9 protein-coding genes and 1 pseudogene are annotated in these 11,813 nt (G+C 67.3%); 3 read left to right on the top strand and 7 right to left on the bottom strand.

Annotated features, from left to right (window positions below):
- Nucleotides 1–23: 23 nt before the first annotated feature.
- Entirely contained in the window at nucleotides 24–611 is a 588-nt protein-coding gene (locus tag ON40_RS39260) for a PaaI family thioesterase (RefSeq protein ID WP_040830511.1), read from the top strand.
- 140 nt (nucleotides 612–751) lie between these two features.
- On the opposite strand, the gene ON40_RS39255 is transcribed toward ON40_RS39260, so the two are convergent.
- Nucleotides 752–1,843 (bottom strand): Gfo/Idh/MocA family protein, encoded by a 1,092-nt coding sequence (locus ON40_RS39255; protein WP_085997874.1) that lies wholly within the window; start codon nucleotides 1,841–1,843, stop codon nucleotides 752–754.
- A 47-nt stretch (nucleotides 1,844–1,890) separates the two neighbouring features.
- Complete coding sequence (locus tag ON40_RS39250) at nucleotides 1,891–4,773, bottom strand: acyl-CoA dehydrogenase family protein (RefSeq protein WP_218008950.1); 2,883 nt, start codon at nucleotides 4,771–4,773, stop codon at nucleotides 1,891–1,893.
- A 152-nt stretch (nucleotides 4,774–4,925) separates the two neighbouring features.
- On the opposite strand from ON40_RS39250, the pseudogene ON40_RS39245 reads away from it, so the two are divergent.
- A pseudogene (locus tag ON40_RS39245) lies at nucleotides 4,926–5,361 on the top strand (UTRA domain-containing protein); the annotation flags it as partial.
- Nucleotides 5,362–5,625: 264 nt separating this feature from the next.
- Here ON40_RS39245 and ON40_RS39240 read toward each other — a convergent pair.
- Nucleotides 5,626–7,302: an FAD-dependent oxidoreductase gene (locus ON40_RS39240; RefSeq protein ID WP_040830510.1), complete on the bottom strand. Its 1,677-nt coding sequence runs from the start codon at nucleotides 7,300–7,302 to the stop codon at nucleotides 5,626–5,628.
- A gap of 216 nt (nucleotides 7,303–7,518) precedes the next feature.
- Here ON40_RS39240 and ON40_RS39235 point away from each other — a divergent pair, with 216 nt between their 5' ends.
- Nucleotides 7,519–7,932 (top strand): hypothetical protein, encoded by a 414-nt coding sequence (locus ON40_RS39235; protein ID WP_157186724.1) that lies wholly within the window; start codon nucleotides 7,519–7,521, stop codon nucleotides 7,930–7,932.
- A gap of 22 nt (nucleotides 7,933–7,954) precedes the next feature.
- Here ON40_RS39235 and ON40_RS39230 read toward each other — a convergent pair whose 3' ends face one another.
- Genes ON40_RS39230 through ON40_RS39215 form a run of 4 tightly spaced genes read right to left on the bottom strand, consistent with a single transcriptional unit; the run spans nucleotide 7,955 to nucleotide 11,796 of the window.
- On the bottom strand, nucleotides 7,955–8,590 hold the full coding sequence (locus ON40_RS39230) for a GTP-binding protein (protein ID WP_051194259.1): 636 nt from the start codon (nucleotides 8,588–8,590) through the stop codon (nucleotides 7,955–7,957).
- Nucleotides 8,571–8,948: a DUF742 domain-containing protein gene (locus tag ON40_RS39225; protein WP_040830507.1), complete on the bottom strand. Its 378-nt coding sequence runs from the start codon at nucleotides 8,946–8,948 to the stop codon at nucleotides 8,571–8,573. Before ON40_RS39225 ends, ON40_RS39230 begins: the two co-directional genes overlap by 20 nt.
- Nucleotides 8,945–9,364: a roadblock/LC7 domain-containing protein gene (locus ON40_RS39220; protein ID WP_040830506.1), complete on the bottom strand. Its 420-nt coding sequence runs from the start codon at nucleotides 9,362–9,364 to the stop codon at nucleotides 8,945–8,947. Before ON40_RS39220 ends, ON40_RS39225 begins: the two co-directional genes overlap by 4 nt.
- Nucleotides 9,361–11,796, bottom strand: coding sequence for a sensor histidine kinase (locus ON40_RS39215; RefSeq protein ID WP_051194258.1), 2,436 nt, complete (start codon nucleotides 11,794–11,796; stop codon nucleotides 9,361–9,363). Before ON40_RS39215 ends, ON40_RS39220 begins: the two co-directional genes overlap by 4 nt.
- Between the last annotated feature and the right edge of the window lie 17 nt (nucleotides 11,797–11,813).

The raw sequence follows: 11,813 nt of genomic DNA, 5'->3' as shown, positions 1-11,813 counted from the left end.
GGCCGAATCGGTAAGAGCCGCTGATGGTTTCGCAACTCCCCGATACTGCCGAGCGCACTACATCGCAATACGCCGAACTGACCGAGACCTTCCGCAGGTTGCAGGCCGCCGTGTGTGCGGCGGCCCCGCCGCCGGACGTCATCGGCCGGTTGGTTCGTGAATTCGACCGTACCGCAGCCGAGTTGGATCGCTACCGAGTGCCGGAACAGGACCGTCCGGCACATCAGCGGCCCACCCCGGAGGTGACGCATCCGGCGCTGATTCCGTATGTCATCACCGAGATCGGCGCGGCACAGCTGGTAGCGGTTGCCCAGTTCACCGACGCGCACCTGGGCGGGAACGGCGCGGTCCACGGCGGCCAGATCCCGCTGCTCTTCGATGACCTGCTGGGCATATTCGTCGGTATGAGGGCCCAAACCGGCTCGCGCACAGCGTATCTCAAGGTCGACTACCGCCGCGTCACGCCGATCAACCGGCCGCTGCGCGTCGAGGCGACGATCGAGCGGGTCGAGAACCGGAAGACGTTCGTCAACGGCCGGCTGCTCGACGGGGAGCATCTCTGCGCGACGGCCGAGGCCCTGTTCGTGCGGTTACTGCCCGGACAGTCGTAGCTCCCGTCACGGCCGGTGCCGCACGGGCGCTGGCCCGGTGAGCGGTCCGCTCGGCGCATACAGCCGCCGAGCGGACCGTGCCTACCTTCGGCTCTGGTGACTTCGAATACTGTTGTGCGTATTTATGATTCGCCCGTCGTTCACAGTTCGACCCATCCCGCGCCCGCCGAACTGCGCCGGGCGGCGGTGATGATGCGCTGGACCCGCAATCCGTCCGCGAGGCCGGGCACGTCCGGGGTCGGCTTGCCGTCGAAGGCCGGAAGCCAATCCTCGAGCAGCAGCGCCAATTGCCGCGCCGCGCCGTTGCGCGCACCGCCCTCGAAGGACAGCGCGCCCGAGCGCGGGATGCGGGTCGAGCCCAGTGTGGCGCTCAATCCGGACTCTTGCGCGGTACCGGCCAGCAGGGTGCGCTCGAACAGCGTGCCTTCGATCGCCACCGCACCGGCACTACCGGTGATGTCGAGGTGGTAGGAGGCCCCCGCGTGCAGGCCCATCGCGGTCAGCGTGTGCGTGGCCACGATCCCCGATGCGAAACGGATCAGCAGCGCGGCAGTGTCGTCGGCATCGATCTCGAGCACCGTGCCGTCGGGCCGCTGCCGGGTCGGCACGGTGGTGCGCACGTCGGCGCACACCGCGATCGGCTCTCCGAACAGCCAGCACAGGTAGTCCAGGTCATGGGCGCCCAGGCCGAGCAGATAACCGCCGCCGTCGGCGCTGCGGTACATCCACTCCGATTGCAGCGGATGAGCCGGATGCCAGTAGTCCACCCGCGCGCTCACCCGCGCCGAATACGGTGTGCCGAGGTAACCGCCGGAGATCAGCCGGCGCGCCGCGTACTTCTCCGGCGACCAGCGGTCCTCGAAGCACACGGCATGGGCGACACCCCTGTCCTCGGCGCGGGTGAGCATATCGTGCGCGTCGTCATCGGTGAGCGCCAGCGGTTTCTCGCACAGCACATGCTTTCCGGCCTCGATAGCGGCGAGGACCTGATCGTGGTGGGCCACCGTCGGCGTCGCGATGGAGATGACGTCGAGGTCGGGACGCCGGACGAAAGCGGGCCAATCGGTGCTCAGATCCGTGATTCCGGTACGGGCGCCGGCCTTCTCGACGCTGGCCCCGGTGCGGGCACACAACGCCACCACCTCGAATTCGGGAACCGCGCGGAATGCGGGCACCTGCACGTGCACACCCCATCCGACGCCGACGATCCCGACTCGCAACCGATCAGACACCGCTTCTCCTCGTTTCTCCGGGTTTTCCGATGTTGTTGTGCGCGTGCCTATTTCGGCATGCCGAGCACACGCTCGGCGAGGATGTTGCGCATGATCTCGGTGGTGCCGCCGGCGATCGTGGCCGAGCGCGACATCAGGTAGTCGTGCTGTGCGGCGGCGCCGGTGGCCGAGGTGATCGCGGCCGGACCGAGCACCCGCAGATGGGTGTCGCCGATCGCCTGCATCGTGGTACTCCAGACCAGTTTGATCACCGAATGTTCGGCGCCCGGCGCACCACCGGCAGCGATCCGGCCGAGTGCTCGCTTGCCCAGCAGCCCGACCGCGCGGGCCTCGCTCAGTCGGTCGGTGAGTTCGGCGCGGGCGTGCGCGGGCAGGTCGTGGCCGGCCAGGGTGTTGACCAGATCCAGGACGGTCTGTTCCAGACGCCCGGCCATCATGATCACTCCGGCGCGTTCGAAGCCGAGTGTGGTCATGGTGACCTTCCACCCCTCGTGCAAGGGGCCCAGCAACGCACTGCGCGGCACCCGGACGTCATCGAAGAACACCTCGGCGAATCCGCCCTCCCCGGTGATCTGGGTGATCGGGCGGCGGGTGATTCCGGGGGTATCCATCGGGACCAGCAGGGCCGAGATCCCCTTGTGCGGGGGCGCCTGCGGGTCGGTGCGGACCAGCAGCAGGCAGTGCGTGCCCTCCATACCCTCCGAGGTCCAGATCTTCTGGCCGTTGATGACGAATTCGTCGCCGTCCAGCGTCGCCCGGGTGCGCAGGCTCGCCAGATCACTACCCGAGCCGGGCTCGGAGAAGCCCTGACACCACACCTCGGTACCGGCCTGGATGGCGGCCAGATGTTCGCGCTGCTCCGCGGTGCCGTAGTGCATCAGGGTCGGCGCCACGTTGTTCACGCCCAGGACTCCGGCCAGCATGGGTGCGCGCGAGCCGGCCAGGACCTGGTCACAGGCGACCTGATCGACGATGGAGAGCCCGCGTCCGCCGAATTCCTGCGGCCACTGCGGTGCGATCCAGCCGGCCTGGTGCAAGCGCTGCTGCCAGGACAGCCGGGCCGGGAACGAATCGTCGGCACTCCATTGCTCATGATGCAGCGGTAACAGCGATTCGACGGCGGCGGCGAGTTCGGCGGCAGGGCTGCCGGGGGTGATCTCGGCGGCCACGGTCGACGCGGCCGCGTCCCGGGTGGGGTCGAGGCGCTCGCGGGCGGCGCTCACGCCGCCGAACAGCGGTGCCGCGGCACCCGCCCGGCGATAGTAGAGGTGCGCTTCGTGCTCCCAGGTGAAGCCGACCCCGGCCAGCACCTGGATGTAGTCGGCAGTGACATGCTGTGCGGCGGTGATGGATTCGAGCAGCGCCAAGGCGACCGCCTGATCCAGGGCGGCGGCGGGCGCGCCGGAATCCAGCAGCCCGGCGACCTCGCGGGTGGTGGCTCGCGCCAGTTCGACATGAACCAGCATGTCGGCACACTTGTGCTTGACGGCCTGGAATGCGCCGATCGGTTTGCCGAATTGTTCGCGGGTGGACGCGTAATCGACTGCGGCCCACAGGCAGTGGCCGGCGACGCCGGTCAGGTCGCCGGCCAGGGCCAGTCCCGCGGTGACCAGGCTGTGCCGGATCGCTGTCACCGCGTCGTCACCGGTGGCCAGGACGGTGCCCGCTGCCCGCTGCAGGTTCAGGGTGCCGAGCGGGCGCAGCAGGTCCAGGCTCTGGGCCCGCTCGATCCGCACCGCCTGCTGATCGGTGGCCACCGCGACCAGCAGTGGGCCGGACTCGCCGTCCGCGAGCGCCAGGACGACGTCGGCTTCCGGTGTCAGGATCGACTCCGCGGTGCCCGATACCAGCACACGGGCGTCGCGGTCACCGGCCACGGCCTCGAATTGCCCTGCGACGCCAGGCATTCCGGTGTGCTCGGTCCATGCGACGGCCGGGACGGCGCGGCCCGAGGCGATCTGCGCCAGTAGTTCGCCGCCCGCGACATTCGGTGCGCTCAACGCGCCGAGCGCACCCCCGACGGCGACGATCGGCGTCGGCGTCACTGCCGCGCCCAATGCTTCGGCGGCCACGGCGAAATCGGCCCAGCTGCCACCGGATCCGCCCTGAGATTCGGGGATCGGCAGCCCCGCGACGCCCGTGTCCGCGAGCTCGGACCACAGCGAGACCTCGCTGACCCGATCCGGGTCCTGAATGAGCTTGTGCGCGGAGCCGGAACCCCAGCGGCGGCCGAGCAGCTGCGCGATCGTTTCCACAAGCGACTGCTGCTCTTCGGTGTCGGCCACGACTACAGGCGGATTGATCACAGGTTGTCCCCTTCGGCACACGCGAAGAACAAAATCATATAAATGATTATGCCATGTTGTACCTGTTAGGTCGGTAGTGCGGTGTGCGGTGAACCGCCAGTCCAGCACCTGCCGGTCCGTGGATGCGCTGTCGTGGGAGAACGCCCGCGAGCGCAGCCGCAACACCCCGCCGGTATCGCCCAGCGCCCTCGCGCCCTCCACGGTGAGCTCGCTGGACAGGGTGTCGCCCTTGTGCACCGGGCCGGTGTGATCACACGACTGCCAGCCCGGCATCGTGACGAGGTTGGGCAGTGCCCGGGTGGCCTGCGCCAGCGCGATGCCGATGGCATGCCCGCCGCAGACCAGCCTGCTCTGTTCGCCGACCCGGTGATCATGGTGTGTCGCGGCGATGTTCACGCTCAGGCGGGAGTATTCGGGTGCGTTCGAGACGACGTCACCGCTGGAGCGCCAGCTCCGTCCGGCCAGCGCCGGATCGAAGTGGGCGCCCGGCACCGCCGCGCGGAACGCGCGCGGGTCCCACTGCTCGGGTGCGGTCCGAACCTCTGCCGCGTCGGTACCGATGCGTGACAGGTCGTCGTGGGGCACGATCCGGGCGGGATCGGGGTTTTCGCTCAGCGGCAGCATCGCGCACCGGTGAAAATCGAGCACCGTGCGGTCGAGGTGGTCGGTGCAGGCGCAGTCCGCGGTAGAACAGATTCGCCTTCACTCGCCGGGCCGCGATCGCGACGGCTTCGTCCAGCATGCGGTCGCCGAGCCGGGCCACGCCGGCGCCGTGCCGGGCGGCCTCGTCGAGCGCGGCCAGCCGGCTCCGGCTCGACACCGACGTGGTGTTCACGGTGGTCTTCGTTCGTCTGCGCGACGGGGTGCCGTTCGTCTGCACGAGGGTTCATCTGCCCGAGCGGATCGCCCGGCTGGTCGCCGACGCTGCCGGGCCGGCGGATGGTGGCGTCGAGTCCCTACACCGTGATCGGACTGCTGGAACCGCATCTGGACAGTCCGATCGTGGAGGCCGCGCAATCGATCACCGTGGCGGCGGCCATGCCGGGCACTGCCGCCGAACTCGGCTGCGCACCGGGACATCCGATGTTGCGCGTGGATCGGCTGTATTCCGATGCCGGTGGTGCGCCGGTGGAATTGTCGGTCAGCCAGTTCCTGCCCGAGCACTACACCTATCGCGTGACACTGCGGCGATCGGGGGTCTCTCCGGCCTGATCACGACGGCGCATTATATAGCTCAAAACGATGAATCATCTATCTATTAGGTGATAGCGTGACCTGCAACCGGGCACGCACGAAAGCATCACGCGAGCCGATTCGACAGTGCCCCGGCGGCAAGGCCGTGCGGCCGGGTGGATGCACGGATACAGCACGCACGTACCCCTGCCGGAAGGCTGATGCTATCCGATAGATGATTAAACTGATCACACTTTGGAGGTTGGATGCGAAAAATAGATAAATAATCTCATCTAAATGCGTTCACGCTGGTCGTAGCCCATGAGATGCGGCCAGCGTGTCGGCAACGGAGACGAACTTGACTCGGGGACGGCCGGTCTGTTTGCCGCGTTCGCGTTCGGCGGCGTCGATGGCTCGCCAGCCGGCGCCGTCGATGAGGTCGGGCTGGCGCTCGGCCAGCAGCGCGTGCAGGGCCTGCCGGTCGTGCTCGGGGGCCGGTAGCTTGCCCGCGGCGAAATCCTCCAGCAGACCGGCCACGGTTTCCTGGGCGCAGGTTTTGTTGGTGCCGATCACACCGCGCGGACCGCGTTTGATCCAGCCTGTCACGTATACGCCGGGTACGAGGGTTCCGTCGGCGGCCCGCACTCGCCCCCGGTCGTTCGGCACGATATGCCGGGACTCGTCGAAGGGCAGATCCGGCACCGGTCGCCCGCGGTAACCGACCGAACGCAGGACCAGCGACGTCGGGATCTTCTCGGTGTGATCCGTCGGCCGGGGAACGAGATCGCCATCGGATTCGACGAGTTCGTTGTGCACGATGGTGAGCCCCTCGACGCGGTTGGTACCCAGCACCTCCACCGGCGAGACGAGATACCGGAACACGATCCGTTTGTGGGCCGGATCCTGTGGCCGCTGCGAGTACTCGCGGGCGAGCTCGACCTTCAGGATGGTCGACGGCTCGGCATCCGGATCGTCCAGTGCGGCTCGGCCGGCCGGATCGAGCTCGGACTCGTCGATGATGACGTCCACTCCCGGTAACCGTTGCAGGGCAAGGAATTCCGGCGAGGTATAAGCGGCCTGGACCGGGCCGCGCCGCCCCAGCAGGATCACCTCGCGGATCTTGCTCTCGCGCAGGGCGGCCAGCGCGTGGTCGGCGATATCGGTCCGGGCGAGCTCATCCGGGTCGAGCGTCAGCACGCGAGCGATATCGATCGCCACGTTCCCGTTGCCGACGATGACCGCGCTGTCACCGGACAGATCGAATACGCGGTCGGCGTAATCGGGATGTCCGTTGTACCAGGCCACGAACTCTCCGGCGGAATGGCTTCCGGGCAGCGATTCCCCGGGGATGCCGAGACTGCGATCGGCCGCCGCGCCCACCGCGTAGATCACGGCGTGGTGGTGGTTCATCAACTCTGCATGCGAAATATGTTTGCCCGCTTCGACATTGAGCAGGTATCGGAAATTCCCGTGCCGAGCCGTGGCTTCGAACATCGAGGTGATCGCTTTCGTGCCCGCGTGATCCGGGGCGACGCCCGCCCGGACGAGTCCGTGCGGTGCGGGTAGCCGATCGATCATCTCGACCTCGACATCGGCGCGCCGGAGCAATTCCTCGGCGGCATAGGCCGCCGCGGGACCCGCTCCGACGATCGCGACGCGCAGCGTCCCGAGTTCCTTCGCCACCCGGCCGGGCGGCGCCGGCTGGATCATCTTCGCGTCCAGCGGGTGCCGCTCGAAATAGCCGGCGTTGATCTCGGTGTACCGCTGCAGGGCCTCGGGCAGCTCGTCCTCGGAGTAGATCGCGTCGACCGGGCAGGCATCGGCACATGCGCCGCAGTCGATGCAGGTTTGCGGGTCGATGTAGAGCATTTCCGCGGTGGTGAAATCCGGATCCTCGGGCCGGGGCCGGATGCAATCGACTGGACACTCCGACAGGCAGCTGGCATCGTTGCAGCATCTTTGCGTCACTACGAAGGTCATCGTGTGTCCTCACATTCCTTGCGGCGCAACTACTTCGGCGCCCAACTGGTGAGCTGCCGACCACTCTCGGGTGGATGCGACGAATCTATACAGTTTATTGAATGCACCTATTATACTGTATGGATCGAGTCTGTCGGTATGCGGCCGCGCATCGTTGCGCTGCCGTGCCACCCGAGGTGCGTCGATGGGCCGAATTCGACAGGCGGGTGTGCTGACATGGACGTGGCATCAATGTGGACCAGTAGGTGGTCCCCCTCGGTACGGACCGGCGCCATGCGGCTGATGATCGAACTGGGACGTCAGGTCTGCGCCCTGGACATGCCGTCCGGCATCGGCCGCGAGGTCGAATCGGCGGCGAGGTCCAGAGGGTGGACGGTACCCGTCTTCGAATACCGGCCCGGGCAGTGGCTGATGTTCGTCACACCCGATCGGCCCGTGGCCGAATCGGAACGCCGTAGGTTGCGACGAGCGGGCGTGACCGCCCTGGACACCGGCACGCTGGAACTGCCGATGCCGGGAGCGAACAGTCCCTACTGGTATCAGAACCTGCACTCCGCCCGCCCGGTGCCCTCGCGCTCCCAGCTGGTGGGCTTGGTGCTGAGGGCTCCGGCCGGGGAGCTGCCGGTCTAGCCGGGCCCCGGGTCGGCGGTCGTCACCGCGGCCGCGCGGCCTGGTCGATCTCCCGGGGGTGCCCGGAGCCGATGTGCCGCGCGGTGCGCTCGACGAGGTATTCCATGAGTGTCACCAGCACGGCTTTGGCGGACTCGCGATGGCGCACGTCGCAGAGCGTGACAGGCACGTGATCGGCGAGGTCGAGGGCGTAACGCACCTCCTCGGGCGTGTAACGCGGTGCGCCGTCGAAGCAGTTGACGCCGACGACGAACGGAAGTTCGCGACGTTCGAAGAAGTCGACAGCGGCAAAGCTGCTCTCGAGCCGGCGGGGATCGGCCAGCACGACTGCTCCCAGGGCGCCGAGCACCAATTCGTCCCACATGAACCAGAATCGGTCCTGCCCGGGAGTTCCGAATATGTACAGAACCAGATCGGGCGAAATGGTGATGCGCCCGAAGTCCATGGCCACGGTCGTGGTCATCTTCGACTCGACCCCGGACAGATCATCGGTGCCGCGCGACTGTTCGGTGACGACCTCCTCGGTCCGCAACGGGGTGATCTCGCTGACGGCAGCGACCGTGGTGGTTTTGCCGACACCGAAGCCACCCGCGATGAGGATCTTCACCGAGGCGGCGAGGCCGGGCTGGTCGTTGGGGTCAAAGGTTGCGGATGCCATCCAATACCGTTCGTAGAAGGTCGAGACTGTGCAGTCCGGTGTCGGTGACAGGGGAGGCGGACCGGCAGATGAGGTGGCCGTCGGCGAGCAGATCACTGAGCAGGATCTTCGTCACCATCAGCGGAAGTCGCAGAGCGGCCGAGACTTCGGCGACCGACTGCGGCGCTTGGCACAAGCGCATGATGTCGCGGTACTCGGGCTCGCGGCGGCGCAGTTCGGCAGTCGTGTCGACAGCCAGGACGAGGGTGATCATATCCAGATCGGCTCGCGGATTGTGCGTGCGCCCGCGCGTGAGGGCGTAGGAGCGCACGAGCGGACCGGCCTCCTCCTCGTACCAGGAGACATGCGGACCGGTCATGAGTCTGCGTTGTCGAAATAACCGAAGCCCTGGCGGGGCGCAGTCGAAAGGTACGTGCCCACGCGGTGCACCGTCTGGTTTATCTCGTAGGCGACCATTCCCATATTGGCGGTCTCGTCGGTGAGTAGCGCCAGACAGGCGTTGGGACCCGCCGAGGTGGCGAACATGACGGCGTGGTCGAGCTCGATCACCGTCTGGCGGACGTTACCGCCGGCGAAGCGGTGTCCGGCGCTGCGCGCCAGCCCCTGCAGGGTGGCCGCCATGGCGGCGAAGTGTTCCGCGTCCTCGACGGGCATGACGCTGGAACGACCGAGTAGCAGACCATCCGTGGACAGCACAACAGCGTGCCGGACGCCGGGAATGTGCGCGACGAGGTCGTCCAGGAGCCAGTCCAGGTTGTGAGCGGAGGTCGTCATCGGGGGCCTTCGTGTTCGTAGGTGGTGGTTTCGGGTCGCATCCGGCGGCCTTGGCGCGTGCCGGTCTCGATGGCCGCGATCAGATTTCGGGCTTGTTCAGCGGACCGGGGTTGCTGCGCTAGGTTCGTGTCGCCGCCTCGCGAGGCGGGCGGAGGCGGCGCTTGGGCCAGCTCCGGCGCCAGGCTCTGCTGGCGGCGACGGCGGGGCAGCGGTGGCTTGTCACCGCCTTGCGTCTCGACGGGAACCGGGTTCCAGAAGGACGGCGTCGTCGCGGTCTGCTCCGTGGCTCGCGCGGCCTCCGGTGCCGACCAGGTCGCCGTGTCACGGTCGACCGATGCCGACTGATACTCCGGCTCCGGCGGCGGCGGGGGAGCCCCGACCCGGGGCGCCGGAACATCCATGGCGGTCCGGGAATCGTCGGCGGGCCGGTGATCACCCGCCGTTGCCGCCGCGGAGATCAGCTCGGTCGGGACGACCACGATGGCTCGAATACCGCCGTAATGTGATTCGGCCAGGCGCACCGAGACGTTGTGCCGAGCCGCCAGCAACCCGACCACGAACAATCCGAGCCGGGAATCATCCGACAAGTTGGTCAGGCTGAAATCCGGTGGGTTGGAAAGAGTTTCGTTCACTCGCTGAATGTCCGCAGGCGTCATGCCCAGCCCTTGGTCGGAGACCTCGAGCACGAGCCCCTTCCCCACGGCGTTGCCGGTGATCTCTACCTTGGAGCCGGGCGGGGAGAAGGAGGTCGCGTTGTCCACCAGTTCGGCCAGCAGGTGAATCAGGTCGGCGACCGCGGTTCCGGCAACCGATCCCTCCGGGACGCCGATGACCTGGACGCGAGCATAATCCTCGGTCTCGGCGACCGCGCTGCGGACCAGATCGAGCAGCGGGACGGGATTGCGCCACTGGCGGCCGGGCCGGCCACCACCCAGAATGATGAGGTTCTCGGCGTTGCGGCGCTCGCGCGTCGCGAGGTGATCGAGTTTGAACAGCAGCTCCAGCTGTGCCGGATCCTCCATCTCACGTTCGGCCTGGTCGAGCACCTCCAACTGACGGTGAATCACCAACTGGCTGCGGTAGGCGATATTGAGGAACAGCGCGTTGACCGCTTCCCGGGTTCTGGCCTCGGAGACCGCCGCGGTGACCGCCGCCACCTGCGCGCGATTGAACGCGTCGGCGACCTGGCCGACCTCGTCCGCCCCGAAATCGAGCCGGGCGACGTCGGTGTCGAGATCGACGGACCGGCCCGCGCGCAGGCGCTCGGTTATCCGTGGCAGTTGATTGTCCGCGAGGGCGAGCGTCTCGTGACGTAGCCGGCGCAGGCGCCGGATGGTGCGGGTGGCCAGCCAGGCGGCGACCAGGAATGCGGCGACGGAAACGAGCAGCACCGCGCCGCCGCCGAGCAGCGAGTTGCGGGCGATCGTCCGGCCGTGATCGGTGGCCGAACGCAGCGCGTAATGGTTCTGCGCCTGCCACAGATCGATCAATTCCGTGCTGACCTGGATGGCCGCGTCCTGCCAATCGGCGACGCTCAGAGGCAGCGGTGCCGGCTCGCTCGTATCCTTGATCTTGCCGGTGCTCGTCCCGAACGAGGGCTGGGGCACGCCGCGTTGGACGATGGCGTTTTCCATCATCGCCAGTCGCTGCCAGGCGTCGCTGGTGGTGAGAGCATGCGCGGATGCCTGCTCCTGCGGGTTCAGCTGCGGCTCGAGATCGGTCATCTCGCTGTGGTAGAAGCCGACCTGGCGGCTGTATTCGACGAGCTGTGCGGCGGACAACTTATTGCTCGTGACCGCCGCCGCGGCCAGAGCGTTGCCCTTCGACATCGCTTCGGCAATGTGAAACAGCCTGGCGGCGTTGGATTCCTCGGCGGCGGTCTCGGAGGTCGGTGACGCTTTGGCCAGCAGCTCCATACCTCCGGCGGCAACCTGGGTGAGCTGGTTGAAGTAGGCGTAGGCCTCGTCGGGGGTCATTGTTCCGGCGTCGGCGCGCTGCCGGACCGATGGCAACTGGGCGATGATCGATTGGGCCGTGCCCAGCGCGCCGGAAAACACGCTGTCGAGCTTGCTGAGCCGTTGACCCGCGGAAATGATGGTTTGGGTCGCGCTGTCGACCCGTGCGCGCTGAGCAGTGAGGTCCCCGTCGTGCTGACTGTCGCCACCGATCTTCATCAGTGTGAGTCGTCGCTCGTTCTGCACTTGGACGGCGAAGTTCATACCGGGCGCGGTATTCCGGTCGATCTCGTGAGCCCAGTTCTCGGCCTGCCTGCCCTGCATCAGCAGAGCGATGGCAATCCACAGCCCGACGAGTAGCAGTGCCAGACTCGGCACCAGCGCGATCGACAAAATTTGGCCTCGGACACCGAGTTTGGCCTTGAACACCGGCACAGCATAACGCGGCGTCTTCTCGTTGATCAGGGTGATGAACATAATTATCTGCCTGAAAA

This window comes from Nocardia jiangxiensis NBRC 101359, assembly GCF_000308615.1.
Lineage (GTDB): Bacteria > Actinomycetota > Actinomycetes > Mycobacteriales > Mycobacteriaceae > Nocardia > Nocardia jiangxiensis.
The sequence above is the reverse complement of the archived record's forward strand: the minus strand, read 5'-3'. Positions and strand labels throughout refer to the sequence as shown.

Excerpts from the sequence above, each read along its gene's own strand:
- ON40_RS39260 (WP_040830511.1), top strand. The coding sequence starts at position 24 with ATGGTTTCGCAACTCCCCGATACTGCCGAGCGCACTACATCGCAATAC.
- ON40_RS39235 (WP_157186724.1), top strand. The coding sequence starts at position 7,519 with ATGGACGTGGCATCAATGTGGACCAGTAGGTGGTCCCCCTCGGTACGG.
- ON40_RS39220 (WP_040830506.1), bottom strand. The coding sequence starts at position 9,364 with ATGACGACCTCCGCTCACAACCTGGACTGGCTCCTGGACGACCTCGTC.
- ON40_RS39215 (WP_051194258.1), bottom strand. The coding sequence starts at position 11,796 with ATGTTCATCACCCTGATCAACGAGAAGACGCCGCGTTATGCTGTGCCG.
- ON40_RS39240 (WP_040830510.1), bottom strand. The coding sequence starts at position 7,302 with ATGACCTTCGTAGTGACGCAAAGATGCTGCAACGATGCCAGCTGCCTG.
- ON40_RS39230 (WP_051194259.1), bottom strand. The coding sequence starts at position 8,590 with ATGGCATCCGCAACCTTTGACCCCAACGACCAGCCCGGCCTCGCCGCC.
- ON40_RS39225 (WP_040830507.1), bottom strand. The coding sequence starts at position 8,948 with ATGACCGGTCCGCATGTCTCCTGGTACGAGGAGGAGGCCGGTCCGCTC.
- ON40_RS39250 (WP_218008950.1), bottom strand. The coding sequence starts at position 4,773 with ATGCTGCCGCTGAGCGAAAACCCCGATCCCGCCCGGATCGTGCCCCAC.